The sequence below is a fragment of the Sporolactobacillus sp. BBK16-2 genome, assembly GCF_059878335.1.
The window spans coordinates 1,427,576-1,451,388 of the sequence record NZ_CM187611.1 but is presented as its reverse complement, the minus strand read 5'-3'; the positions used below and the strand labels follow the sequence as shown (position 1 = coordinate 1,451,388).

At 41.8% G+C, this 23,813-nt stretch carries 31 protein-coding genes and 1 other RNA gene; 6 read left to right on the top strand and 26 right to left on the bottom strand.

Annotated elements, in window-relative coordinates:
• From AC6F33_RS07250 to AC6F33_RS07175, 16 genes are all read right to left on the bottom strand, one after another.
• The gene (locus tag AC6F33_RS07250; RefSeq protein WP_500778029.1) at positions 1-891 is read right to left on the bottom strand and encodes a DNA-methyltransferase; all 891 of its coding nucleotides are present in this window, start codon (positions 889-891) and stop codon (positions 1-3) included.
• Positions 888-2,273: a helicase-related protein gene (locus AC6F33_RS07245; protein ID WP_500778142.1), complete on the bottom strand. Its 1,386-nt coding sequence runs from the start codon at positions 2,271-2,273 to the stop codon at positions 888-890. The genes AC6F33_RS07250 and AC6F33_RS07245 overlap by 4 nt, the downstream gene beginning before the upstream one ends.
• A 36-nt stretch (positions 2,274-2,309) precedes the next feature.
• Positions 2,310-3,173 carry an ATP-binding protein gene (locus AC6F33_RS07240; protein ID WP_500778028.1) on the bottom strand — a complete coding sequence of 288 codons (864 nt, stop codon included), beginning with the start codon at positions 3,171-3,173 and terminating at the stop codon, positions 2,310-2,312.
• Entirely contained in the window at positions 3,124-3,885 is a 762-nt protein-coding gene (locus AC6F33_RS07235) for a conserved phage C-terminal domain-containing protein (protein ID WP_500778027.1), read from the bottom strand. The genes AC6F33_RS07240 and AC6F33_RS07235 overlap by 50 nt, the downstream gene beginning before the upstream one ends.
• Positions 3,886-3,895: 10 nt before the next feature.
• Positions 3,896-4,213: an HNH endonuclease gene (locus tag AC6F33_RS07230; RefSeq protein ID WP_500778026.1), complete on the bottom strand. Its 318-nt coding sequence runs from the start codon at positions 4,211-4,213 to the stop codon at positions 3,896-3,898.
• A gap of 171 nt (positions 4,214-4,384) precedes the next feature.
• Positions 4,385-4,855: a single-stranded DNA-binding protein gene (ssb, locus tag AC6F33_RS07225; RefSeq protein ID WP_500778025.1), complete on the bottom strand. Its 471-nt coding sequence runs from the start codon at positions 4,853-4,855 to the stop codon at positions 4,385-4,387.
• Positions 4,852-5,478, bottom strand: a complete 627-nt coding sequence (locus tag AC6F33_RS07220; RefSeq protein ID WP_500778024.1) for an ERF family protein — start codon at positions 5,476-5,478, stop codon at positions 4,852-4,854. The genes ssb and AC6F33_RS07220 overlap by 4 nt, the downstream gene beginning before the upstream one ends.
• A gap of 16 nt (positions 5,479-5,494) precedes the next feature.
• Entirely contained in the window at positions 5,495-5,962 is a 468-nt protein-coding gene (locus AC6F33_RS07215; protein ID WP_500778141.1) for a siphovirus Gp157 family protein, read from the bottom strand.
• 79 nt (positions 5,963-6,041) lie between these two features.
• Positions 6,042-6,212, bottom strand: coding sequence for a YjzJ family protein (locus tag AC6F33_RS07210; protein WP_500778023.1), 171 nt, complete (start codon positions 6,210-6,212; stop codon positions 6,042-6,044).
• Positions 6,213-6,224: 12 nt separating this feature from the next.
• Positions 6,225-6,386, bottom strand: coding sequence for a hypothetical protein (locus AC6F33_RS07205; protein WP_500778022.1), 162 nt, complete (start codon positions 6,384-6,386; stop codon positions 6,225-6,227).
• 238 nt (positions 6,387-6,624) lie between these two features.
• Positions 6,625-6,692: hammerhead ribozyme type II (locus tag AC6F33_RS07200), an RNA gene on the bottom strand.
• A 201-nt stretch (positions 6,693-6,893) separates the two neighbouring features.
• Positions 6,894-7,184: a hypothetical protein gene (locus AC6F33_RS07195; RefSeq protein WP_500778021.1), complete on the bottom strand. Its 291-nt coding sequence runs from the start codon at positions 7,182-7,184 to the stop codon at positions 6,894-6,896.
• Positions 7,181-7,669, bottom strand: a complete 489-nt coding sequence (locus tag AC6F33_RS07190; protein WP_500778020.1) for a hypothetical protein — start codon at positions 7,667-7,669, stop codon at positions 7,181-7,183. The genes AC6F33_RS07195 and AC6F33_RS07190 overlap by 4 nt, the downstream gene beginning before the upstream one ends.
• A 133-nt stretch (positions 7,670-7,802) precedes the next feature.
• Positions 7,803-8,117 carry a hypothetical protein gene (locus AC6F33_RS07185; RefSeq protein ID WP_500778019.1) on the bottom strand — a complete coding sequence of 105 codons (315 nt, stop codon included), beginning with the start codon at positions 8,115-8,117 and terminating at the stop codon, positions 7,803-7,805.
• Positions 8,110-8,901: an ORF6N domain-containing protein gene (locus AC6F33_RS07180; RefSeq protein ID WP_500778018.1), complete on the bottom strand. Its 792-nt coding sequence runs from the start codon at positions 8,899-8,901 to the stop codon at positions 8,110-8,112. Before AC6F33_RS07180 ends, AC6F33_RS07185 begins: the two co-directional genes overlap by 8 nt.
• A complete protein-coding gene (locus tag AC6F33_RS07175) occupies positions 8,902-9,144 on the bottom strand; it encodes a helix-turn-helix domain-containing protein (protein WP_500778017.1) in 243 nt (80 codons plus the stop codon).
• Between the two features lie 162 nt (positions 9,145-9,306).
• Here AC6F33_RS07175 and AC6F33_RS07170 point away from each other — a divergent pair, with 162 nt between their 5' ends.
• From AC6F33_RS07170 to AC6F33_RS07155, 4 genes are all read left to right on the top strand, one after another.
• Positions 9,307-10,278 (top strand): helix-turn-helix domain-containing protein, encoded by a 972-nt coding sequence (locus tag AC6F33_RS07170; RefSeq protein ID WP_500778016.1) that lies wholly within the window; start codon positions 9,307-9,309, stop codon positions 10,276-10,278.
• A gap of 30 nt (positions 10,279-10,308) precedes the next feature.
• Positions 10,309-11,388 (top strand): SAP domain-containing protein, encoded by a 1,080-nt coding sequence (locus AC6F33_RS07165; protein WP_500778015.1) that lies wholly within the window; start codon positions 10,309-10,311, stop codon positions 11,386-11,388.
• 9 nt (positions 11,389-11,397) lie between these two features.
• Positions 11,398-11,532 carry a hypothetical protein gene (locus tag AC6F33_RS07160; protein ID WP_500778014.1) on the top strand — a complete coding sequence of 45 codons (135 nt, stop codon included), beginning with the start codon at positions 11,398-11,400 and terminating at the stop codon, positions 11,530-11,532.
• Between the two features lie 66 nt (positions 11,533-11,598).
• Positions 11,599-12,777 carry a site-specific integrase gene (locus tag AC6F33_RS07155; RefSeq protein ID WP_500778013.1) on the top strand — a complete coding sequence of 393 codons (1,179 nt, stop codon included), beginning with the start codon at positions 11,599-11,601 and terminating at the stop codon, positions 12,775-12,777.
• 68 nt (positions 12,778-12,845) lie between these two features.
• Here the strand turns inward: AC6F33_RS07155 and AC6F33_RS07150 are convergent, their stop codons facing one another.
• Entirely contained in the window at positions 12,846-13,511 is a 666-nt protein-coding gene (locus tag AC6F33_RS07150) for a response regulator transcription factor (protein ID WP_500778140.1), read from the bottom strand.
• Positions 13,512-13,684: 173 nt separating this feature from the next.
• Here AC6F33_RS07150 and AC6F33_RS07145 point away from each other — a divergent pair, with 173 nt between their 5' ends.
• Complete coding sequence (locus tag AC6F33_RS07145) at positions 13,685-14,458, top strand: RDD family protein (protein ID WP_500778012.1); 774 nt, start codon at positions 13,685-13,687, stop codon at positions 14,456-14,458.
• A gap of 11 nt (positions 14,459-14,469) precedes the next feature.
• On the top strand, positions 14,470-14,784 hold the full coding sequence (locus tag AC6F33_RS07140; RefSeq protein WP_255746186.1) for a PadR family transcriptional regulator: 315 nt from the start codon (positions 14,470-14,472) through the stop codon (positions 14,782-14,784).
• Here the strand turns inward: AC6F33_RS07140 and AC6F33_RS07135 are convergent.
• The 9 genes from AC6F33_RS07135 to AC6F33_RS07095 all read right to left on the bottom strand — a co-directional run bounded on the left by AC6F33_RS07135 (position 14,779) and on the right by AC6F33_RS07095 (position 23,813).
• Positions 14,779-15,381 (bottom strand): VanZ family protein, encoded by a 603-nt coding sequence (locus tag AC6F33_RS07135; protein ID WP_255746185.1) that lies wholly within the window; start codon positions 15,379-15,381, stop codon positions 14,779-14,781. The genes AC6F33_RS07140 and AC6F33_RS07135 overlap by 6 nt on opposite strands.
• A gap of 1 nt (position 15,382) precedes the next feature.
• Positions 15,383-15,580, bottom strand: a complete 198-nt coding sequence (locus AC6F33_RS07130; RefSeq protein ID WP_255746183.1) for a hypothetical protein — start codon at positions 15,578-15,580, stop codon at positions 15,383-15,385.
• A 22-nt stretch (positions 15,581-15,602) separates the two neighbouring features.
• The gene (locus AC6F33_RS07125; protein ID WP_500778011.1) at positions 15,603-16,277 is read right to left on the bottom strand and encodes a DUF3139 domain-containing protein; all 675 of its coding nucleotides are present in this window, start codon (positions 16,275-16,277) and stop codon (positions 15,603-15,605) included.
• 177 nt (positions 16,278-16,454) lie between these two features.
• Entirely contained in the window at positions 16,455-17,099 is a 645-nt protein-coding gene (pyrE, locus tag AC6F33_RS07120) for an orotate phosphoribosyltransferase (protein ID WP_500778010.1), read from the bottom strand.
• Complete coding sequence (gene pyrF, locus AC6F33_RS07115; protein ID WP_255746180.1) at positions 17,081-17,809, bottom strand: orotidine-5'-phosphate decarboxylase; 729 nt, start codon at positions 17,807-17,809, stop codon at positions 17,081-17,083. Before pyrF ends, pyrE begins: the two co-directional genes overlap by 19 nt.
• Positions 17,806-18,714 carry a dihydroorotate dehydrogenase gene (locus AC6F33_RS07110; RefSeq protein ID WP_255746179.1) on the bottom strand — a complete coding sequence of 303 codons (909 nt, stop codon included), beginning with the start codon at positions 18,712-18,714 and terminating at the stop codon, positions 17,806-17,808. The genes pyrF and AC6F33_RS07110 overlap by 4 nt, the downstream gene beginning before the upstream one ends.
• A complete protein-coding gene (locus tag AC6F33_RS07105) occupies positions 18,708-19,490 on the bottom strand; it encodes a dihydroorotate dehydrogenase electron transfer subunit (RefSeq protein ID WP_255746178.1) in 783 nt (260 codons plus the stop codon). Before AC6F33_RS07105 ends, AC6F33_RS07110 begins: the two co-directional genes overlap by 7 nt.
• The gene (carB, locus tag AC6F33_RS07100) at positions 19,487-22,729 is read right to left on the bottom strand and encodes a carbamoyl-phosphate synthase large subunit (protein WP_480947468.1); all 3,243 of its coding nucleotides are present in this window, start codon (positions 22,727-22,729) and stop codon (positions 19,487-19,489) included. The genes AC6F33_RS07105 and carB overlap by 4 nt, the downstream gene beginning before the upstream one ends.
• Entirely contained in the window at positions 22,722-23,813 is a 1,092-nt protein-coding gene (locus tag AC6F33_RS07095; RefSeq protein WP_255746174.1) for a carbamoyl phosphate synthase small subunit, read from the bottom strand. Before AC6F33_RS07095 ends, carB begins: the two co-directional genes overlap by 8 nt.

The following is a 23,813-nucleotide window of genomic DNA, read 5'->3' as shown; positions in this document are numbered from 1 at the left end:
TCAAGCCTCCAAGAAGTCAAAGATGTCTGTTTGTCCGCGCTCCACAATGGCACGTTGTATATTCTTTTCAGCCACTTTGAAATAACTTGATTTCAACTCAATTCCGATAGCTTTCCGGTTCATTTTTAACGCTTGATACGCTTCACTGCCAATTCCAAGGAACGGAGTGAATACCGTATCTCCTTCTTTACTCCAAAGCATTAACGCACGTTCGATTACGCCAAGTTGAAGTGGGCATATATGTTTCTCGTCTCCATTTTCTCGTGCTGTTTCCTTCTGCAGCGTGTCGGACGGGTTTATGTCCATCCACACCGGAGATGCGATCTTTTGCCATAAGCTAACCGGAAATTCTTCCGGTTTGTGTGAAATGGGATCGGCGTTCTTTCCTGGCTTTCTCATCGTCACCAGATAATCGGGAATACCGCACCGGCTCATACTGCTATCTTTTCGTATGGTTTTGTGAAGCAGACCTAAAGCCTTTGTACGTTGCATAGCTGTGACAGGGTCTTTCCAGATCACTGTTTCACTGTGGTAAATCCAGCCCTCATCTTGAAATGCTTTGATTAATTCACCGCGAAAGTCTTTAATTCCAATGAATCCATCTTTAACTTTGCTTGTCGGAAGGTTCATACAGTGAAAACTGACCAATCGTCCTGGCTTGATAACCCGATATAGTTGCTGAATCAAGAAATCAAAGTGCTTGAAAAACTCGCTATCATCCTTGCTATTTCCCATATCGCGATCACTATTTGAATAGGTGTACAAAGAAGCGAATGGTGGCGAAAAGATCGAAAAATCAATACTGTTATCCGGTATTCCTTGAATCACTTCAACGCAATCTCCGTTATAAAGTGCGTAATCTTTGCCAATAGCTTGGTCAATAACTTTCATGCTACTTCCTCCTTCAACCATTCCGGAATTCTCATGTCAATTAATCCGGAGTAGATGGTTTTATCTGCTCTTGTTGATTGAACGTTTTCTAATACCTTTTTGCTGTATTTGGACATGCTTTTCTGCATTTTTTCAAAGTCTTTTTGCTTGCGTTTGATGTTTGCGAGCGTTGATCCTTCAAGTTCCGAGGTGACCAGATAGACATTAACGCTATGTTCTTGACCAAATCGCCAGCATCGGCGAATTGCTTGATAAACCTGTTCAAAACTGTCTGACAGACCGACAAATGCCATGTTGTGACACCCCTGCCAGTTCATCCCCATACCCGCTATCTTTGGTTTCGTGACAAGAACTCTTATTTTCCCATCTGAAAAATCCATCATGGCTTGTGCCTTGTGCTCATTCGTGTCCGAACCGGTAATTTCCACCGCGTCAGGAATGAGTTCGGATAACAATTTTGATTCATCGTTCAAATCACACCAGACAAGAAATTGTTCATCTGTGCTGTTTGCTAGTTTCACAGCACGTTCACAGCGCTCTTTTATGGTCTGTTTGCGCGCTCTTCTACGTTCCATAAGTGTTTCTGCCTGAACAGGTATTAAATAGCCTTCCTGCGCCTTTGCAGGGATGATAACCTCATTCATGTTCAGTGCTGGTAAATTGTATTTCCCATCTTCATAGCCGATGTCAGACGGTTTGTTAATCATCACAGCCCATTCAGAAACCCAGTCCCAAAATTTATCAACGGCATGACCTTTTAACCGCCAATCTTTTGTTGATCCGCCATCATGGACAAAGAACATAGCGAGCATTTCAACGCGCTTCATGACATTTAAAAATTCGCTATGATTACCTAACTCCATAAAGTCATTAGGTGCCGGCGTCGCCGTGCATGCGAGCTTATAAGGCATTTTCTCAAAACCTTCAATGATCTGTGTTCTCACTTTTCCGGTGAACGACTTCAAAATGCTCGATTCATCTAGTACAACCGCTCCGAATTTGTTTAAGTCTAATTTGTGGATAATCTCATAGTTTGCTATATTAATTCCTGATTGTACGTCGCTATCTTGCCGGACTTGACGCACAATCACATTCAACATTTTCTGTGCTTCTCTGACTGTCTGTGACGAGACAGCCAGGGGAGCCAAAATGAGTACATTATGATTCGTTTTAATATAGATTTGACGTGACCACTCAAGCTGCATGAGCGTTTTTCCTAGCCCTGTTCCAGCGAATACTGCCGCCTTCCCCTTTTTTAGCGCCCATTTCACAATGTCTTTTTGAAAGTCAAACAGTCGCTCGTGCAATTCGCTGCGTTTAATTTCAATCCCCGAAGAAGGGATTTTTATTTCTTTCTGGTGTAGAAACTCTCCATAGTCCATGGTGTTCACCCTTTCTTCATCCGGTAATCCGGTACATTAAAATTTCAGCTTACTTTCGCGGTGGTCTTTAGTAGTCTTAAACACGATCTGTACAATGTTCCGGCTGAATCGGCTCACAACTTTGCTGTCGTACATCTTCTCTAGTTGTGTATGTGTGAGGTTCGTTGTAAGTATGGTTGTCTTATCTTGCCGCACGGTTGAAACGGCACGGAGAATCCGATGTACGAAATCTGACGCTTGCTTATCCGTGTCAATGGCTCCTGTCTCTGCGCCGATGTCGTCAATCACGAGATAATCCACGTTGGAAAGAAGATCCACATAATACTGTTCTAGGTTACGTCTGCGCGGATCACCGAAACTGTCCCGAATCGTCCGCAGCATGTCGTCAAAGTCGATGAATAAGCATTGATATCCGGCGTGTTCTGGATCGCTGCCATCCTTCACAGCTTTCATCAGCCGCGCTTTGCCTTTTTCGTTCATGTTCCGGAGAATACTCATGGCGAGATGACTTTTCCCGACACCCGGTGATCCGGCTATCCATACATTCATCTGGTCGCCTTGCAGCATCCGTTGAAAGCACTTGATTGCTAGATTTTTATTGTCAATCTGTTCCTGTTCGGCAGTTTCATAGTTTCCAAACGTCGCATCGATCAGCGTTCCATCAGGAATCAGACTGTGTTCTTCAAGTACGCCATATGTTTTCCGTAACCGGCGCATCATGTAAGCATCTAGGGACAATTGTTTGCTCTCCTTCTCAACGATCGTTTGCGCACACACTGGGCAGAAATCGCCGGCCGGAGTATGCATCATGATCACTGGTGTTTCATGTTTCCGGCATACATTTTTACTGTTAGAAATCGAAGATTGAATTTTGTTTGGTAAAGCCGCCTGAAGGTCCATGGTTATCGGTTCCCCTTTCGTTTAGATATCCCTCAAATTTTGTCCCGAACAGTGTTTCCGGCCTTAGATACCGGTTCATTTTTTTATCTTTTTTCCACTGTTGGCATTTTCTATCGATCACTTGCATAAAATCTTCTTGTTTAAACCCTTCTGCGAGACGTGCATGAATTAAGGTTTTGGTTTTCTTAGTTGTCGATTTGTAATGAGTACCTGCAGATGCATTGAGGTGATTTATCACCTCTACGACAATATCTTTATTAGAAATCTCAGAAGAAGTCTTAGAGAAATCTAAGGTATTGGTTTGCTCAATTTGATCAGGTCCACTTGCTCTATTTGAACAGGTGGCTTGCTCAATTTGATCAAGTGGCTTGCTCATACCTTCTTCAATTTTGTGTAGCTGTTCAAAATTGACAGTGTACCACTTTGTATTGTCGTATCCTTTTTTGTTGTAGTTTCCAGTAGTCAATATTTTTGCATTTTCTAATGATGTAAAAGTTCGCCTAATTGTTATGTTTGACCAAAATGGAAACTGTTCTTGCCAATACTTATAAGTTCCATAAACCCAATATCTACCGTCTCGATAGTTTTCCTTTTTTAACATCCAATAATAGATTTGCTGAGTTAGAACCGCTTCGTTAAGTCCTATTTTCTCAGCTAGTTTCGGTAAAACTTGAAGTGGTCTGTCATTAATTAATAGATTGCTTGAATCCACAAAACCACCTTCAATCCCATTCGTCCCGGAAGTAATCCGGTCCGTATCTCATTTCAAATTCACGCTGCCAGTAATTAATCAGTTTTTGATGCTCCTGCACGTTTTGATGGCATTTCCAACACAGCAGCACTCCGTTGGTCAGAACACCCCTGCCACCTTGTCCACGGCTTTTCACGTGGTGGATCTGCAATCCCACGTGACTGCCGCACATTTGGCATTCATCGTTATCTCTATCTCTGATTTGGTTGCGCACACGGTTGCTAAATTCTGATCTGGCTCCCCATGTTGGCAATCTGCGTTTAAAGTTGGGCTTTGGAACTGCTGGCATCGGTTTCCCCTCTCTTCCTGCAAATCATTATTTTCTCTTTTGGCTTAGCTACTATTGGCACCATGTCCGGTTCATTCTTCGCTAAATAATTATTTGCGTAACTCTTAAATCGTTGTGGATCATCAAACATGGACCAGATGTAATGTGCGATATGAATTTGATAGTCCATGGCTAGAACGGCATATCTTCATCTGAGATATTGATAGGATCACTGCTATTTGCAAATGGATCATCAAATTTAGACTCAGATTGGCTTCTGCCGCTGTTTTTATTGCCACTGCCATAATTGCTCCGGTTTGACTGTTGACCGCCGTTAGCACCGCTTCTCGGCTCCAAGAACTGAACTGAATCGGCAATCACTTCTGTCACGTAAACTCTGCGACCTTCGTTGTTCTCGTAGTTGCGTGTCTGTAACCGGCCATCTAAGCCTGCCAAACTGCCTTTTTGTAGATAATTGGCTGCGTTCTCAGCTTTCTTTTTCCATACCACAACTTGGATAAAGTCGGCTTCGTGCTCGCCCTGCTGATTGGCAAATGGTCGATTGACAGCTAATGTAAATGAGCAGGTGGCGACGCCATTGGGTGTATACCGGAGTTCCGGATTTTTGGTCAGTCTTCCAACAAGGACGATGCGGTTAATCATGCCTTTTCCTTCTTTCTGTTCTTGCTTAATTTGCTAATGATAGATTCAGCTTCAAGATAAGTTAGCTTTTCAATCGTTTTTCTAAAGTATTTATTTATCCAGTCATTCATGCCCTCGAGTGAACCAGCATTGGCTTTCCAAATTGATTCAATTTCTTCTTTTTGTTCTTTACTAATTGACATCGTTTGCTCATTTTTCTTTTGAAATGAATCCGGATCGTCTTTATCCGTTGCAATATTGAAAAGCTTCATGAAAAAGTATTTTTCTCCGTAGGTTAGTGCTTTTCCCACACCTTTTTCCCCGGCTCTGTCAACGCCTTGAGCGTAGAAAGGAAACTCAATCTTTTCCTCTGGCTTTTCTGCGTTTATGATTGTATATTTCAAGGTCAATTCGGTCATATTGACCACAATGCCTTTTCCATCCTTATCGCTGTGCAACTCGTGATCTGTCACTTCTGGTAAAATCATTAATCCGAGTTCATCCATCTTCTGCCGGACAGCTGCAATCACTTGACTGCTACTAACATATTGGTACTGACCTCCATTGTTTTCCTTTTGGAGATAAGGGACGGATTTTCGTACCTCGACAAGTTTCTGATAAATGTTCAGTGCCTTTTCTGGCATATTCGTTCACCTCGTTTCATCTGATTTGTAATGACTTGCCTTGTTCAAGGTGTGCACCCCTAACATCATCATTCTGTTTTAGATATGCTGTGAGTCCTTTCTTATCGATTGTTTCCACCGTCTTAATGAATTGTATTGGGATTATATTTTCATCCGTGATAACGGCGTGTGGTGCGTTATTTCGGATGCTCACGGTATAGCGTCCCTTGATTTTCTGCTTGCCTGCTTTTTCCATACCATTGAATATGTTTTCTTTAATTCGTCTGATGTTGTTGTCTATAAATTGTTTTTGTCTCGTGAGCCGTTCGATTTCTTTTTTCCGCTTTTCAGATTCGCCTTGGAGTTCCGTTATGACAGCCGCACAGCCTTGCACCTTGTCCTCAATGCTGTCTTTTATAGATTGTAGGGTATCTTCAAAAGCGTCGCTGTCAACGTCCTGTGCGGCTTCTAAGAGCCGATTGTACGCATCAATCAAGTCGTACATGGTTGCCAATTTGAAAATCTCCTTTCGCCCATGCTATAATGGGCACATAGTTGAATTTGATTTGATAAGACTGCTGTCGTCACACAGCGGTCTTTTTGCTATCCTGAAATGCTTTGATGAATGTGCGATAGCTTTGTGCATTACGGAATGTGAACACTGGCCGTCCACCACGATCAAATCCAATACTTCCACCGTGTTCAACCAACAATTGCTGTGCTTTCTTGTCTTGCATGAATGGATAGTTACGCATCTTGTCCCCTCCTCACATGTGGTTTAACTCGTCTTTCATTTCGTCCAAGACATCATTCATCTCGTCCAACTTTTCCTGCATCTCGTCACGTTTCCCTGACAACGTTTCAAATTCGTCAATCAGCTGTATCTTGCTTTTTCCAGCTGGCTCTTTAAACCGGATTAATAGTGGCATCACTTTACCTCCTTTCCGGTGTTCTCATTGCCCACCGCAGGACGCACCCGGGGAGGTAAATACGTCCTGCGCTAGGTAATGAGTGAGCATAACCTGAGCGCGCATTTATTTAGGTTTTGAAGAAGCGAAACAACCTTCAAGAAAGGGGCTTGGTTTTCACCTCTATTCATGTTTTATTTGACTTCCACGCCGCTACATAGGAAGTATGGGGGTCATTCCACTCCTTTATTGGATTGGCGTGTGGCTGCCTCATCAGCATCTAGGCACCGCCCTAGATGGACACCGGAGTGCTCCGGTGTTTCGGCTTAGTAAATTCTTCCCAACTCAACGTGACCAATTACTGCGTAGTGTGCTATAATGTGGGCATATATCCTAATGATTTGTGCAGATCCTCATTGGCGTGAGGATTTTCTTTTTTCATACCAATCTTCAAAATATCCATAAGCAATGATTGTGATCGCAAATCCCACAATACACGCCCACTCGCCAACAGTTAGTTCCATTTCATCACCCTCCATATCCAACGACGACCATTGATTTGAGACGCTCTTGTAACTTTAAAAATTCTTCTGTGGTCATCATGACATTTGCAAGTTCCTTATTTGTCGCCATTTGCTTAATTGATTTGAGACTTTTCATCGTGTCGAGCGTGTGTTCAATGGCATCATCAATATTTCCAAGAGCAAGAGATAGATTTGTTTGATTTTGTAAGATTGAGATACAATCAAGTTCGCGGCGCAGTCGTTCGCGGTCAATCGGCTTTACAATGGCTTTCGCTTGCTCTGTGTAGGTGTTCATCGCCGGTGCTCCTTTCGTTGCTGATTGTGGATTTTAACCAATTCCCTGTGATTCAAATTAAATTGTTCCTCATACACGCCACGTGCTACCGTTGCCACTTCAATCACATCTGTAATCTCATGCCATGCTTTTTCTAGTGCTTGCTTGTCCGGTTCCTTCATAAATGTGTAGACGTTGTTCAATGCTTTCAGAGCCTCCTGAAGGTCTTTTTGAAGCCGTTCTTTTAGTCCGGCAGGCGACAGGTCGATAGTTGGATCAAGTCTTGTTATGTTGGATATGTAGCCTCCTGAGCGTTCATCAATAACTTCTAGTGCTAAGCGCCAGTTAATGGAGGCTATCGCCGCGTCATGGGCTTCACTTAATCGCTCCTTGCCTGATTCAGCACGTGAAACAATTGCGCGGTCAACGTGTAGATGCTTGGCTATAAATGATTGCGTTGTTCCGGTTAACTCACGGTATTCTTTTATCACGTCACCCATTGCCATATTCATCACCTCCTTTCTCACAGGAACATTCTTCCAATGTGACCAATTTTTGATAGATAATAGAATAGTAGTCAGGTAAGGCTACACGGTTATCGGTTATCCCTTTTTGCCGGATTTGGTAGATCCGGCTTTTTTAAATAGCTTCATCGGAATATTTTGGATAAAGAATTGAAATGTAATTCGAGTTCTTTTCACACCACTCGATCAATTGCCAAACAGGAACACATTTTGTTCCAACTCCCGGAATCCGTGGAAAGTTACGGATATGCATGATTTCATTGGCTTTGGATTGTGAACAGCGAAACCATCGCATGATGTCTTTGTAGTCAAGCATTGGTGGCCATTGATTAGCCACGGCATATTTGGAAGACATGCCTTGCAAAACTTGTTCGGTTACTTGCTTAGCGAGATCGTTTGTGAATTGCGGATCGGTTTCGAGTTTAAGCATTCGATACACCTGCCTTCGGTACCGAAACACCGTATTTGATGGCAAATTCTTTGACGACAGCTACATAAATTTCAATCAGCCGCTTGTCATCAGCAATTACATCGAGTTTGCTAAGCTTGTCTCGTTTCGATTTATTGACACCTTCGTCTGCCATACGACGGCGCTTATTAGTTAACCTAGTTTCGAGATTAAAGCCACCACGACGCTCAACTTCTTTATAAATGTCATGGCGTACTGTCTGATGTGCTTCATATCCTCCTAGATTGCGAGCCATTCGATTTATTAGATTGGTAGAGTCCTTTCGCCACTGAATGGAGCTAAGAGCAACAACATTTTTGATTCCGTCAATTCTTACTTCAAGTTCACTTTGCTTTCGTTCAATGTTTGCTACTGCTGTGAACATGTGACCGAACATTTGCATTTGTGGGCTTAAATCATCGAGTTTCACTTGGTTAGGATTGAAATAATTTTCTTCGAGGTGGTCAAATTGTTCCCAAGCTTTATCGGTGCCAAGTAATTTGCAATGACGACTTGCACCACGTCGAGTCCATAGGTAAAGATGTGAAGCGAATTTGTTAATAGGCAGGTCAATCAAATTGACTTGGCTCTTGAAAGCCTTTAGTTCTGCCCCTTCAAGGTAAATGTAGTGCTTGCCTGCGGTGAAATTTGATTTGTTATTTGCAAAATTGTTTTTGATGTTATTAACATCAGTTCCATAAATTTTAGCCAGTTGTTCAGTGATCAAAACCCGCTGATTTTTGTAATTAACAACTTGTGGTTCCAATTAGATGGCCTCCTGTTCTTTGATAAGTTTTTTATCATCGTGTCTAAAAAAAATATCTGGAAAAAGTTTATCCAGGTCTACGCTGTAATATTTACCGAATTTTATCATCAAGTCTCTTCCAGGAGAAACAACTCCTGATTCGATTTTATGAACATAAACGGTTGAAATATCAAGTTCTTTCGCCACATCTTCTTGAGTCTTGTTTAATTTATCTCTTTCGTAGCGAAGTCTTGTTCGTTTCATATAATCACCTTCTTCGATAAATTATTTATCAACCATGGACTTATTATATTTGATAAAATATTTATCGTCAATAGTTTTATGATAAATAATTTATCTTTTATTTTCATTGATAAAATATTTATCTATAATGATAAAAAGATACAGTGAAAAGCGGTGAATGTATTGACTGTTACACTTGGAGAACGTCTTAAACAACTTAGAGGTAAAAAAACTCAGCAAGAAATTGCAGATAAATTAGAAATCGCCAGAGCAAGCTACTCACATTACGAAAATAATAGAATAGAACCGGATAATGAATTGCTGGTTAAAATGGCAGAACTTTACAACGTTTCAGTTGATTATCTTCTCGGAAGAACAAATGATCCCAAAGATAGAGAAGTGTTTAAAAAGTTTGGCAATCATTTAAAAAACTTAAGAGAAAATTCAGATGAAGTGTTTGATATGTTTATTAATAAAACAGGACAAGACCCCGCATATGCCAAAAAAGTTGAAAATGGGGAAATTGATTTAATTGATCTTAACTTTTTGGCTGATGTCGCAAATTTCTATAATGTTAGTTTACGCGAACTACTATTAATGTCAGGTCAAGTAAGAAGAGCTTCAGATATTCGCTTATTTTATTCATTATTGAGAAAAGAAGTTGAGGAAAAAGAAAAGAAGAAGGTGCAAGTATCTAAAAAATGGGACAAAAAATTTAGGCTTCGAGATGCAGCGAATGATGATCATCCTGATTTTTATAAAATACCAGTTATCGGAAAAATAGCAGCAGGTACCCCTATTATTGCAAACCAAGATATTCTCGATTATGAACTAATTGCGATCGATTCAAATAAATTTAAAAGCTCCGAATTTATCATTCTTGTCGTTGAAGGCGATTCGATGATTGGCAATAGGATATATTCTGGCGATAGGGTGTTGATACACTTACAAGATGACATTGAATCCGGGGAAATTGCTGCAGTTAATGTGAACGGCGATGATGCTACATTAAAGCGAGTTGAAAAACTCGAAAATGGTAAAGTGGTACTCCTTTCTTCAAATCCAAAATATAGCCCAATAGTTATTAATAATGAACGAGCACGTATCATTGGCAAAGTAGTAAAAGTTATGTTTGATCCAAACGAAAAAAAATAAAGCACATTTTTTTAAAAGGTGTGACCGACAATGGGTATTTTTGATTTTTTTCGAAACAAGCAGACTAAATTAAGTTCTTCAGAATCTATATCCAAGACATCTAGAGTTTCATCTGACATTGTTAAAACGGATATTAATCCTACGTATTTACATAAATTAGCAAACGGTTTGTACCCCGGTGAAATAGTACTTATAGATTGGCTTGATGGCCGATCGGTTGAAAACGCACCAGGGTATTTCAAATATGAATACGGGATTGACGATAAAAAGTCATCTTTATACCTTACTAATGAGGGGTATCTTCGATCATCTTCCCTTATTGAATCTTTACCCTCACTAAAAATAGATCAGCTTAAGGAAATTCTCAGATCAAAGAAATTGAAAGTTTCAGGGAATAAGAAAGCACTTATCGAAAGAATTACTGAGAACTTTAAATCTGAGGAATTAATTCGATTTATTAAAACGCACCCACTTCATCTAACAGAAAAAGGCAATGAAACATTAAATGAGTATTACTATATCGTACCTGCTCACAAACATAATTCTAAAGATAGTATTTATAATGTAGCCACAGCCATAAATTATGTCCGGAAATTGAATTACAAACCAACTAACGGAGATATATCATGGGCTTTATTTCAGGAAGCATACAATAAGTACATGCATGACTTCTCATATGGTTTAGTTTCAATTACAATTAGGAATATGGCACAACAATTGGAAAAAGAGCATAAGTACAAAGATGCTTTGTTCCACTATGTAAGAGTATTTATCATTTCGTTGAGTGGCCTTTCAAACTCCATATACTTGTCCCACCCAAAGCATATTTATCCTGATTACAGTAGCGCAAATAAAATTAATAAATTAATCAATATTTTGGACATGGATCAATTGCAATTTCATGACGCGTTTTCATTTACATGGTCAAGATGTCGATTAGAATTGCCTTTTCATTATCTTGATGAAGAAATGTGTTTTCAATGCCTTTTTGCCGCATTTGACAAGAATAATGATTATATCGGCCAAGTCTTAAGCGAAGCTTTTTCTCTGCTAAACAAGGAAAATTTTGAATCAACATACGGATTAAAATACCCATTTATTATTGATTGAGGTGATTTTATGGCAAAGAGAAAAAACGAACCTGATGGCTGCATGGGCTGTTTTACTGGCGTTTTAGCAATTCCCTTTTTATTAATTCCTGCAATAATCATCATGGCCGTCATTTGGTCATTATGGCATTGGCTGTTTGGATAATTGCCGCTTTTGCGGCTTTTCTTTTACATATGAAAAGAACATATATTCGTTAAAGGAGACGATCATATGCCGTCCTATAATCGATACAAGACAAAGAAAGGAATACGGTGGTATTTTAAAATAGAAACTGGAATTGATCCCAAAACAGGGAAACGAAAAAACACAACACGTCGCGGCTTTTTAAGTAAAGGTGATGCTGTTGGAGCGTGTGACAAGTTCCGTGAAAAACTAAAAAATGGTGACTACGTTATTGATAAAAAAATTACCGTCAATGATCTATTTGATAAATTTATTATTCATTACGAATTAACCAGCGGTAATAAACCACAAACTATTTACGGACGGAAAAAGGAATTTATTCAAATCTCAAATGCTTTTGGTTTTCTACGTTCCTCCGATATTACCCATGATATGTATCAGAAATTTATCATTGAACTTAAAACGAAACATAATCTCGCAAAAAGCACAATTAAAGGAGTTCACAGTTGTGGTCGGCTGATGTTTAAATTCGGGAAAAAATATCATTTTATTGAAGATAATCCAACACTCGATATTGATTTACCCGTGTTTGAGGTCACAGTGTCTGAAGTAATCGACATTGAAAACAGTTTTTTAGAATCTGACGAAGTAAGCATATTTTTGAATGCAGCAAAGGAATCTTGCCCCATTGAAGCGTACAATTTGTTTTTTCTTCTTATTTGGACAGGCATGCGAATTGGTGAAGCACTTGCATTAAAACGCAAAGATATTGATAAAAAAAACGGTCTTATTTCTATTACGCGAACACATGTAAATAGTTTAAATATAACAACACCACCAAAAACGAGGTCATCCATTCGTACCATAAGCATTGAACCTGAAGTGATTGAAGTAATTGAATTTCAAGAACATATGGTGGATAATTTAGGTAAACGATTTAAATTACTAGAAAATAATCAATTAATTTTCCCACGATTAACAAATCCGAGAATGGGTGAACGTTATCTTGAACATACATTCAGTCGTTATTTTGATTTGGCACTGACACGATCGGGAATTGATAAAAAGCTTACTCCGCATAAATTGCGACACACGCACATATCACTTCTTGCTGAAGCTGGCGTACCACTTGAAGATATAAAAGCACGGGTTGGTCATTATAGCGATAAAGTTACCGAGCAGATTTATTTACATGTGACTAAAAATAGACGCAAAGATATGTCCTCTAAATTTGGTGAATTGATGAGAAAACAGAAAAAAAATTAACCGCAGTGGTCAAAATGCGGTCAAATACCTGTTGAACATGCTAAATATCCTATTGTTAAGCCAAATATTTAACTTTTTATTAAATATCTTGGATTTTTCGGATCAATTTCAATTTTTTCTCGGATTTTACGTATATGTACGGCGACCGTGTTCTCTGCGTTATAGCTGGGTTCCTCCCAGACACGTTCATAAATTTCATGAATAGAGAAAACACGACCGGCGTGACGCATCAGTAAATCAACAATTCGGTACTCAATTGGCGTAAGGCGAACCGGTTCACCATTCACAGAAACGCGTTTCTCTGCCTGTTCGAGAACAAGCCCGTTCAAATCAATCACTTCATTTTTCTTCTCATATGTACCAAGTGTCACGTATCTTCGCAACTGTGATTTGACACGTGCAACGAGTTCAAGCGGATTGAAAGGTTTCGTCACGTAATCATCCGCGCCGACCTGCAGACCGAGTATTTTATCCATGTCCTCGCTTTTCGCGCTGATCATGATAATCGGGATGTTTTTCTGTTCACGAATCTTGAACGTGGTCTGAATTCCGTCCATACGCGGCATCATAACATCGAGTAAGATAAGATGCACCGTGTGACAACGCAGCACTTCGATCGCCTCAAGCCCATCCTCTGCTTTCAGCACATGAATCCCTTCATTTTTTAAGTAAATGCCGATAACATCACGAATTTCTTTATCATCGTCAACAACTAGCACATTATACGCTTCCATCATTTACTCTCCCCGCACGTCAGCTTACTGTACTTATTGTAAAGGGATGTTCTTAAAAAATACAATTGGAAAAAATGAAGGATTTCTTAAGATAGGTACACACAGAAAAAAAGTTCCATAGATATGCAGATGCCGCTATTGCTTATTGAACAGTATCGCAGGAGATGAACAGAATGAAACAATCCGAATTTATACACGAATTAGAGATTCAGCTTAAAGGTAACATCTCTGAGGAAGATTTGAGGGAAGTTCTGTCCGATTACGAAAGCTTTTTCATTTCAGGCAGAGAAGAAGGCAGAGCAGACGATGAGATTTCCGCAGAGCTTGGTTCTCCATCCTATCTTGCACAATTGCTCAGAGATGAGCAAAGTCAACAGGGACGAACAATTAATAAGAATATCGCCAATCCTGGCAAACGTCTATGTGCCTTTTTGATTGATGCAGTGATTGCAGTTCTCCCTGCCTTATTATTCTCTCTTTTGAGCAAAATAGCTGTCCCTGTTCTTTTCATGCTTATCTTTTCCTATGCAAGTCCTGCATGGGGTGTGTCCATATACGGTGGAACAGCTGCCTATTATCAAGAAACATCAACAACAGTTTTTGATGGACACAACGTAGTAACTGAGAATCGAACGATCGGAAAGCCTAGCGCACTAATGATTACATTTAACTACCTTTCAGTCGCTTTTTATCTTTTTTACGCACTGATCTGTACCTGGCTGCTGCATGGACAGACCTTGGGAAAGAAACTGATGCACATCCGTGTACGCACTGCAACCGCAGAACCAGCATCTAAATGGACCATTTTTTATCGCGAATTCCTAGGAAAAGTACTGATTAATTCCATTCCGCTTATCCCGCTTGCCTCATTGTTCACTCTATTATTCACGAAAGAACACAAGACGCTCCATGATATGCTGGCAGACACAATCGTCACGAACGAGTAAGGAGAGCAGTTATGGATACTCAGATGAAAAAAGGTATTCTAGAAATGTGCATTCTTTTTAAGCTGAAGGATGAACCACTTTATGGCTATGAATTGATGAAATCAGTGCGCCAGGTGTTCCCTGATGTTTATGAGGGCTCCGTCTACACCATTCTTCGGCGACTTAAGGCCACCGGATACACATGTGTCACGCAGAAAGAATCACCCTCCGGCCCGACGAGAAAATATTATGAGATTACCAATACGGGTCAAGGCTATCTTCGTCAAAGTATTGAAGAATGGAAGGTAGTTGTCCAAGGGGTATCACAATTAGGAATCAGACTATAATTTTTTGGATGAATAGTGACTGATCAATTTTTTTCGTATGAAATGACTGGATAGTGCGGCCAGCCCTAAATATACTAAATATCCAGAGATCCCTAGAGCAGCGCCGGAAGTGTTGAGGATCACATCATCAATATCCATTGCACGAGCCTGAAAAAAGAGGAGATCCGATAAGAATTGTAGTGCCTCAATCGATAGCGAATAAACGAACATAATGGGAAACGCGCGTTTAAACGTGATTCGTCTAAAATAGAGCAGAAAAAAACAGAGAGGAGTCAGAACGATAATATTTCCGATAATCTGATGTACCGCATAATAGGCAGAAGGAAAATTGGCAAACTGAGTTACGAGGGTACGAAAGGGGATCAAATTGACCATCATCGATAAATTACGCTCATAGTCAGCATCAAATAATCCGAACCATAGCTGATGTGCATCAATGCCCAGTAGCAGCCAAAACGCAATCCACGCGTATAGTTGAAAAGCCAAGAAAAACAGCGTTTGACTGATCCCGCGAATGATTATTTTCCTTGTAATGAGCAAAAAAATCAGCGTAAACATAATGAGATTAAACAAAGTGGCCAGATATTCAATGATCATATTAATGATCAAATCCCACAATCAAAAAGCCAATTAAATAGAACAAGAAAATTGCAACAGAAAAAAGACCGATCACCTTAATATTCTTCGTTTCAAAATAGTGTTTCATAAAAGATTCCTTTCCAGAATGATCATTGAAATGAGAGGCAAGTATATGTGGAGCGTAATGTTCTAAAAGCAGCCATTTAATCTTACCCATGTTCACTCCTTGGTCCAACCACTCAATTGATGTCCTTAGACTGATATAAGCCAATCCGATGCTTTTGCGACTCTCGACGTTTTTGTTGTTGAACGCTGTTTGAAACCGGATCTTTTGTCCATTTTCTGTAATCCTTCGCCTCTGTAATCGAATCCTTCTTTAATCGCATGAATTCTTTTTCATTGTAGACTTCGCGAATTTTCGCATCTTTATAATTTCTAAAGTCACTATCTTTAAAAGCAGTAAAAATCAGAAATCCATGTACATCAAGGGTATAACTATACGCATATTTGCTGTCCTGTTTAAAGTAAGCCTCATAATTATACCCGCCCATTTTCAGATCGGGAAATGCTCTGTATCTGGTGATGTCTGCTGTTGAAAGCCCCTGCTCTGCTAGATAATTCACGAAATAAGGATACGTTTTAGCAGCTGTCAATGGATAAACATAAAGCCAGTTAACATAGGGAAGCGCAGATAAAATCAGGACGATCATCCATTTCCAGCATTGCCTCCAAGATCGATAAAAGTAAATTGTTAGGCCGTTAATTAACAAAAAAAAGAGTGTAAAAATAATGGATGCAGCAAGCATGCTGTTAAAAAAGTCAATAAACGAATGTAGACCAATATAGTTGTTTAAGGCGAAGATATAAAAGGTAAGCATGAGAACCATAATGAGGATCCGTTTTAAATGTTTCACTAGGTACCTCCCGTTCTTTTTCTTTCATTGTAATCTATTTTTCACGATGAAAACCCGCACACTTGATGCGTGATCACGCATTTTTCCGTGCGTATCTGCACATTATCCGCATGTAACAAAAAAAGAACCTCCTCAAAGAAGGCTCTTTCTCGAAACTCTATGTTTCATCCGCTTATTTTATTTCTTTTGCGCGCGCCAATCTTCTGATGTAGGATCTGCGTACCAAAGTTTAAGCTGTTCAAGTTGTGCGCCGCTGATTTTGCCTTGTTCTTCCGCCAAATGAATCAGTGTTTCAAAATCAGTAAGTGTAGTTAATCGCACATTTTCTTTTTCAAAATTAATTGTCGCTTGCGGTAATTGATATGTAAAAATTGCGGCAACACCCAGTACTTCTGCTTCCACTGCTTCAACCGCGTGAACTGCAGTCAATACACTTCCGCCTGTTGAAATCAGATCGTCAATAACAACGACTTTCTGTCCCGGATTAATAATGCCTTCGATTTGTTTCTTACGGCCATGCGATTTAGCTGATGAACGAATATAAGCCATTGGCAGTCCCATCGCCTCAGCAATCAATGCCGCATGGGGGATACCCGCTGTCGCTGTTCCGGCGATGACTTCAGCATCCGGATAATCTTTTTTAATGAGCGCAACGAATGCGTTAATGACATCCTTGCGAACATCGGGATAGGCAAGTGTTAATCGATTATCGCAATAAACCGGAGATTTGATACCGGATGCCCATGTAAACGGATCGTCCGGACTCAAGACGACGGCGTTTATTTTTAAAAGATCTTGTGCAATTAGTTTGTTGTTTTCCATGTTTGATTCCTCCAGTCATCAAGTACCCGCTGATAAGCCTCTTCAGGATCAGCCGCGGCTGTAATGCTTCTGCCGACAACGATATAGTCGCTTCCAAGGTGACGTGCTTGTGCAGGAGACGCGACGCGCTTTTGATCTCCTGCATCATCATCGGTCAATCGAATTCCCGGCGTCACCGCAAGGAACTCGGACGATGTTTGATTTTTTATCTTTTGTGCTTCCCAAGCCGAGCAGACAACGCCGTCCATTCCGGAAGAATAAGCAAGCGAAGCATACTGAGTGATGACCTCATCAATCGGCCGTTTAATTAACAACTCATTTTCAAGCATTGTCTGATCAGTGCTCGTCAACTGTGTGACCGCAAGGCAGATCGGACGTTCGGATTGTGCACCTTCGCCAAGTCCTTCAGCAGCTGCGCGCATCATTTCCGCGCCACCTGCTGCATGGACATTAATCATATCTGCTCCAAGGCGAGCCAGCCCTTTCATTGCCCGATAAACCGTATGCGGGATGTCATGCAATTTCAAATCGAGAAAAACCGAATAGCCTTCTGATTTAAGTATACGAACGATATCCGCACCATTTTGAAGATAAAGTTCCATGCCTACCTTTACATAGCAGCCGGGACGATGGATTTTCTTGAGCATCTGCAGCATCTCATCATTTGATGCCACATCCAAGGCAACGATCACCTGTTTTTCTTCATTCATTTCTTCCAGCTCCTTCCAACGAGTTCATTTATATCCGAAACTCCCATTGCATTCAGTTTCTCGGTCAGCTCTTTAATAATTTTCGGGCAGACAAAAGGATCAACGAAATTAGCCGTCCCTACTGCAACTGCACTCGCTCCTGCCAGGAAGAATTCAATGACATCATCGGCGTTTTGAATACCGCCCATGCCGATGATTGGAATCGATACTTTTTTGCTGACTTCATAAATCATGCGTATGGCAACCGGTTTGATCGCCGGACCGCTTAGTCCGCCGGTTAGATTAGACAGAACCGGTTTTTGCGTTCTCAAATCGATGCGCATACCGAGCAGCGTATTGATCATCGACAGCCCGTCTGCTCCTGCCTCTTCAACTGCCTTCGCCATAGCGACAATATCGGTGACATTCGGCGAAAGTTTTACATAAACCGGCTTTTCCGAAACGGCTTTTACCTTTGCTGTCAATTCTGCAGCAACTTCGGGAACTGTGCCAAAAGCGATTCCGCCATGTTTTACATTCGGACATGAAATATTGAGCTCCAGTGCATTGACGACGGATTGCTTTGACATTTTTTCTGCAGTTAAGACATAATCATCCATCTCGCTGCCCGCAATATTGGCAATGACCGGAACCTTAATATCCTCAAATCGAGGTAATTCTTTTCGAATGATTTCGTTAACTCCCGGATTCTGCAAACCAATCGCATTCAGCATACCTCCCGGAGTTTCAGCAACACGCGGTGTCGGATTACCAAAGCGTGGCGCCAAAGTCGCCGCTTTAATCGTAACCGCGCCAAGTACCTCTAGATCATATAAGTTGCTGTATTCCGCGCCGAAAGCGAAGCATCCGGAGGCCGGCATAACCGGATTCTTTAAATCTAGCCCGGGCAATTGAACTTCTAGCATAATTCAACCTCCCTCGCTTTGAAAACAGGTCCATCGCAGCAAACACGTCGATAGCCTTTTGCATCATTCGGATCAGTTGTATGCGTAACACATGCCATGCATGCGCCGATGCCGCAACCCATACGCTGTTCCAATGAAACGAAAAGCGGTTTTTCAGTAATCGCTTGCTCAAGCGCTCTTAACATCGGAATCGGTCCGCATGCGTATGCAACATCAAAGTCAACTGAATCGAGCACATCGGTGACTCTGCCCTGCTTCCCGCTTGTCCCGTCTTCAGTCATCACAATCGTCTGTCCCATTTTATTAAATTCCGTTTGGTAAAAGACATCCTTTGCAGAGCGGAATCCAAGAACATGTGTGACTTGTACACCCCGTGCAATTAATGCCTGCGAAAGCCCATAAAGTGGAGGCACACCTACACCGCCGCCGATCATCAACGCTTTGCCGCCTGATGGCGTCGCGTCAACAGGGAAACCATGACCAAGCGGTCCAAGTACATCAACCTTTTCGCCAATCTTGGTCTCAGACAAGAGACCCGTTCCTAATCCACCGCTTCGATAAATCAACGTTATCGTATTTGTCGAAGAATCTGCCGAACTAATGCTGATCGGTCGTCGCAAAAGCGGCGCAATGGTCTGCGTACGACCTGCAACCCTTATGTGGACAAACTGTCCGGGCTCAGTAATTGCCTGAACCAGCTCACCTTCCAGCTTTAACTCGTAAACGCTGTCGGCGATTTCTTCATGCGCGAGCACCCGCATGTTTTCCTGCATCATTGAGCAACACCTGCTTTGTTGCCGCTCCCTTCCTTAACCGTCGAGTGATCATCCATCTGCGGCATGCATTCGGTTTGGAAAGCGAGTGATTCAAGAACGGTAAGGAGTGCCTCGGTCGTGTCAAGTGATGTGAGACAAACAACGCCGTTTTCAACCGATTCACGGCGAATACGGAATCCGTCTCGAGCGGGACGCTGACCTCTTGTCAATGTGTTGACAACGAATTGCGCACCGCCGTGGCGGATCACATCGAGAAGATTCGGTGATTCTCCTCCGATCTTGTTAACGGTTGTGACTGAAATATTACGTTCTGCAATCATTGCAGCTGTGCCTTCAGTAGCCAGTATATTGTAGCCGATATCATAGAACCGCTTAACTAGTGCAAGCGCCTCTTCCTTGTCTTTATCAGCAATGGTGAAGAGTACAGATCCATGTGCCGGAATCGTCATTCCGCTTGCCAGTAATCCCTTGTACAGTGCCTTCTCTACCGTGACATCCTGCCCCATGACTTCTCCGGTCGATTTCATTTCCGGTCCAAGTGTCACATCGACACGGCGTAGTTTGGCGAATGAGAATACCGGGACTTTGACATAGACGCCGCGCTCAGGTTCCGGATGAATACCGGTTTTATAACCAAGTTTTTCTAGTTTTTCGCCAAGAATGAGCTTTGTCGCAACTTTTGCCATCGGAACACCTGTGATTTTGCTCAAAAATGGAACAGTACGGCTTGCTCTTGGATTTACTTCAATCACATATACATGATTATTGTGAATGATAAATTGAATATTCATCATACCGACAACCTTGAGACCTCGAGCAATTTTGATTGCCGTGTTGACAACCTCTTGTTTTACTTCAGCATTTAAAGTCTGCGCCGGATAAACCGCAATGGAGTCTCCTGAATGTACGCCTGCACGTTCAATATGTTCCATGATACCTGGAATGTACACATTCTCCCCATCAGACAAGGCATCAAGTTCGATTTCCGTTCCAATCAGGTAACGGTCAACCAGCACAGGATGATCCGGATTAATCAGAACTGCATGATCCATATAGTGCTTGAGAGAAGCTTCATTATAAACAATCTCCATTGCGCGTCCGCCGAGTACATAGGAAGGACGAACAAGGACAGGATAGCCAAGTCGATTGGCAATCTTTACAGCTTCCTTCGTTGAGAAAGCTGTATCGCCTGCGGGATGATCAACATTGAGTTTAAGAAGCAGCTGTTCAAAGCGGTCACGATCTTCCGCTTGATCCATCGCATCCAGTGTTGTTCCAAGAATCTTGACACCATTTGCTGCAAGCCCTGATGCAAGATTAATTGCTGTTTGACCTCCGAACTGAACGACAACACCCTTTGGTTTCTCCAAGTCGATCACATGCATGACATCTTCAAGCGTCAATGGTTCAACATAGAGCTTATCCGAGATACTGAAATCCGTCGACACGGTTTCCGGGTTATTGTTAATCATGATTGCTTCGTAGCCCTGTTGCTTAATTGCCCATACAGCGTGCACGGTCGCGTAATCGAATTCAACACCTTGTCCAATTCTGATTGGACCAGAACCCAGTACGATGACGCTCTCACGTTCAGAGACCACAGATTCATTCTCATCCTCATAACTGCTGTAGTAGTAAGGCGTTTCCGAGGTGAATTCTCCTGCACAGGTATCAACCATTTTATAAACAGGCCGAATACCGATCTCTTTGCGCCACTCGGAGACAGCTTTTTCCGTTGTCTTCCAGCATTGCGCAATTTTCCAGTCACTAAAGCCATGCTTTTTCGCTCTAAGAAGAATAGTCTCGTTATTTGGTGATGCTGCAAGCTCTTCTTCAATCGCTACGATATTTGCGATTTTGTTCAAGAAGAAGCGGTCGATCTGCGTGCATGCCCAAATTTCTTCAATGTCAGCTCCGCGTCTCAATGTTTCAGCAATCAAGAATAATCGACGGTCATCTTTTTTCTTAATAATATTGAACAAATCGTCCATGCTCATATCTTCAGTTTCTTTAAGTTCTAAGTGCAAGGTACCATTCTCAAGTGAGCGAACTGCTTTTAAAATCGATTCCTCAAAATTACGGCCCATCGCCAAAACCTCACCGGTTGCTTTCATCTGCGTACCAAGCGTCCGTTTGGCATCATCGAATTTATCAAATGGCCAACGCGGGATTTTCGTTACAACATAATCCAGCGTCGGTTCGAAGCTGGCATATGTTGTACCCGTTACGGCGTTCTTAATTTCATCCAAATGATAACCGACAGCAATTTTTGCCGCTACTTTAGCAATCGGATACCCTGTTGCTTTCGAGGCAAGTGCCGATGATCGACTGACACGCGGATTAACTTCGATGATAAAATAACGATCACTATGCGGGTCCTGAGCAAGCTGCACATTGCAGCCGCCTTCAATCTTTAACGCACGCACAATCTTCAACGATACACTTCTAAGGTGCTGCAGATCACGATCACTTAATGTCTGACAAGGAGCAGTAACGATTGAGTCACCGGTGTGAATGCCAACCGGATCAATATTCTCCATGTGACAGACTGAGATTGCGCCGTCATTGGCATCACGCATCACTTCGAATTCAATTTCCTTGAAACCGGCAATACTCTTTTCAATCAATACTTGAGTTACTGGACTTAGCTTCAATCCATTTTCTGCTATCGTGTCCAGTTCTTCGTCCGTTGAGGCAATTCCTCCGCCTGTTCCGCCCAAAGTGAACGCTGGACGAATAATAACCGGCAAGCCCACTTTTTTAACAAAAGTACGCGCCTCTTCCAAACTGGTAACAATTTCGCTTGGAGGAACAGGCTCGCCAAGTTCAATCATCAAGTTACGGAATTTCTCACGGTCCTCGGCCTGTTCAATACTATCGAGGTTTGTTCCAAGAAATTGAACGTTCAACTCATCCAGTACACCTGATTGATGCAGCTGCACCGCAAGATTCAAGCCGGTTTGACCGCCTAATGTTGCAAGCAGGCCGTCCGGATGCTCTTTACGAATAATCTTGCTGACAAATTCAACGGTCAAAGGTTCAATATATACGCGATCTGCAATATCGGTATCCGTCATGATTGTTGCCGGATTGGAGTTGACAAGAACGACTTCATAGCCTTCTTCTCGCAAGGATTGGCAAGCCTGCGTGCCGGAATAATCAAATTCCGCTGCTTGACCAATGATAATCGGTCCTGAACCGATGACTAATACTTTCTTAATATCTGTGCGCTTAGGCAAGCTCTGCACCCTCTTTCTTGTTCGTTTCCATCATGCTGAGAAATTCATCAAAAAGATCCTGACTGTCATCCGGTCCCGGGGAAGCTTCCGGATGATACTGAACACTGAACGCCGGATACTTCGTGTGACGCAAACCTTCTATTGTTCCATCATTAATCGCTACATGAGTAATTTCCAGATCTGTACCGTTCAGTGATTCTTTTTCCACTGTGAAGCCATGATTTTGTGAAGTAATGACAAACTTTCCTGATCTTAGATTTTTCACTGGGTGATTAACGCCGCGGTGTCCAAAGCGCATTTTAACTGTATTAGCTCCCGAAGCAAGTGCGAATAGCTGATGACCAAGGCAAATGCCGAAAACAGGAACCTTCCCGAGAATTTTCCGAACTGCCTCTACCGCATCTGGCACTTCTTTAGGATCCCCAGGTCCGTTACTCAGCAAGACGCCGTCCGGGCGAAGTTTCAGAATATCGTCTGCCGTTGTTTGATAAGGAACGATGACAACATCAAAGTTTCTTTTAATACATTCACGAAGAATACCTTGTTTCGCACCAAAGTCGACCAGCACCACACGCGGTCCTGAACCCGGTGTGACATAAGCGGATTTCGTTGATACTCGGCTGATCTGATCGGTAGGAAGCGGCCATTGCTTGAGCTCTGCAGCAACCTTAGCCGGATCGGCATCAGCAGATACAATCTTTCCGCGCAATGTCCCGTATTCACGAATAATTTTGGTGAGCTTGCGTGTGTCAATTCCTTCGATCCCCGGAACATCGTATTCGTTCAGCCATTCACTGAGCGTTTTTTCTTTTTGCCAGTGAGAAGGTGTTTTTGCGACTTCCTTAACGATCAACCCTGAAATGCTGGGACGACCGGATTCATTATCTGAACGATTAATTCCATAGTTTCCAATTAGCGGATAAGTCATTGTGACAATTTGTCCACAATAAGACGGATCGGTAATCAATTCTTGGTAACCGGTCATTCCTGTATTAAAGACGACCTCACCCTTCATCTCGGAGCTGCTGCCGAATCCCTCACCGACAAATGCTGCTCCGTTTTCCAATATCAGCTGTCTTTTCAA

What these genes read in the sequence shown, in the direction of transcription:
- AC6F33_RS07250 (WP_500778029.1), bottom strand. Translation starts at nt 891, where the DNA reads ATGAAAGTTATTGACCAAGCTATTGGCAAAGATTACGCACTTTATAAC.
- AC6F33_RS07210 (WP_500778023.1), bottom strand. Translation starts at nt 6,212, where the DNA reads ATGCGTAACTATCCATTCATGCAAGACAAGAAAGCACAGCAATTGTTG.
- AC6F33_RS07230 (WP_500778026.1), bottom strand. Translation starts at nt 4,213, where the DNA reads ATGCCAGCAGTTCCAAAGCCCAACTTTAAACGCAGATTGCCAACATGG.
- AC6F33_RS07150 (WP_500778140.1), bottom strand. Translation starts at nt 13,511, where the DNA reads ATGGAAGCGTATAATGTGCTAGTTGTTGACGATGATAAAGAAATTCGT.
- AC6F33_RS07195 (WP_500778021.1), bottom strand. Translation starts at nt 7,184, where the DNA reads ATGAACACCTACACAGAGCAAGCGAAAGCCATTGTAAAGCCGATTGAC.
- AC6F33_RS07155 (WP_500778013.1), top strand. Translation starts at nt 11,599, where the DNA reads ATGCCGTCCTATAATCGATACAAGACAAAGAAAGGAATACGGTGGTAT.
- AC6F33_RS07140 (WP_255746186.1), top strand. Translation starts at nt 14,470, where the DNA reads ATGGATACTCAGATGAAAAAAGGTATTCTAGAAATGTGCATTCTTTTT.
- pyrF (WP_255746180.1), bottom strand. Translation starts at nt 17,809, where the DNA reads ATGAATGAAGAAAAACAGGTGATCGTTGCCTTGGATGTGGCATCAAAT.
- AC6F33_RS07160 (WP_500778014.1), top strand. Translation starts at nt 11,398, where the DNA reads ATGGCAAAGAGAAAAAACGAACCTGATGGCTGCATGGGCTGTTTTACT.
- AC6F33_RS07205 (WP_500778022.1), bottom strand. Translation starts at nt 6,386, where the DNA reads ATGCCACTATTAATCCGGTTTAAAGAGCCAGCTGGAAAAAGCAAGATA.
- AC6F33_RS07165 (WP_500778015.1), top strand. Translation starts at nt 10,309, where the DNA reads ATGGGTATTTTTGATTTTTTTCGAAACAAGCAGACTAAATTAAGTTCT.
- AC6F33_RS07245 (WP_500778142.1), bottom strand. Translation starts at nt 2,273, where the DNA reads ATGGACTATGGAGAGTTTCTACACCAGAAAGAAATAAAAATCCCTTCT.
- AC6F33_RS07145 (WP_500778012.1), top strand. Translation starts at nt 13,685, where the DNA reads ATGAAACAATCCGAATTTATACACGAATTAGAGATTCAGCTTAAAGGT.
- AC6F33_RS07175 (WP_500778017.1), bottom strand. Translation starts at nt 9,144, where the DNA reads ATGAAACGAACAAGACTTCGCTACGAAAGAGATAAATTAAACAAGACT.
- AC6F33_RS07105 (WP_255746178.1), bottom strand. Translation starts at nt 19,490, where the DNA reads ATGATGCAGGAAAACATGCGGGTGCTCGCGCATGAAGAAATCGCCGAC.
- AC6F33_RS07240 (WP_500778028.1), bottom strand. Translation starts at nt 3,173, where the DNA reads ATGGACCTTCAGGCGGCTTTACCAAACAAAATTCAATCTTCGATTTCT.
- AC6F33_RS07220 (WP_500778024.1), bottom strand. Translation starts at nt 5,478, where the DNA reads ATGCCAGAAAAGGCACTGAACATTTATCAGAAACTTGTCGAGGTACGA.
- ssb (WP_500778025.1), bottom strand. Translation starts at nt 4,855, where the DNA reads ATGATTAACCGCATCGTCCTTGTTGGAAGACTGACCAAAAATCCGGAA.
- pyrE (WP_500778010.1), bottom strand. Translation starts at nt 17,099, where the DNA reads ATGGAAAACAACAAACTAATTGCACAAGATCTTTTAAAAATAAACGCC.
- AC6F33_RS07110 (WP_255746179.1), bottom strand. Translation starts at nt 18,714, where the DNA reads ATGCTAGAAGTTCAATTGCCCGGGCTAGATTTAAAGAATCCGGTTATG.
- AC6F33_RS07130 (WP_255746183.1), bottom strand. Translation starts at nt 15,580, where the DNA reads ATGGGTAAGATTAAATGGCTGCTTTTAGAACATTACGCTCCACATATA.
- AC6F33_RS07190 (WP_500778020.1), bottom strand. Translation starts at nt 7,669, where the DNA reads ATGGCAATGGGTGACGTGATAAAAGAATACCGTGAGTTAACCGGAACA.
- AC6F33_RS07215 (WP_500778141.1), bottom strand. Translation starts at nt 5,962, where the DNA reads ATGTACGACTTGATTGATGCGTACAATCGGCTCTTAGAAGCCGCACAG.
- AC6F33_RS07135 (WP_255746185.1), bottom strand. Translation starts at nt 15,381, where the DNA reads ATGATCATTGAATATCTGGCCACTTTGTTTAATCTCATTATGTTTACG.
- AC6F33_RS07185 (WP_500778019.1), bottom strand. Translation starts at nt 8,117, where the DNA reads ATGCTTAAACTCGAAACCGATCCGCAATTCACAAACGATCTCGCTAAG.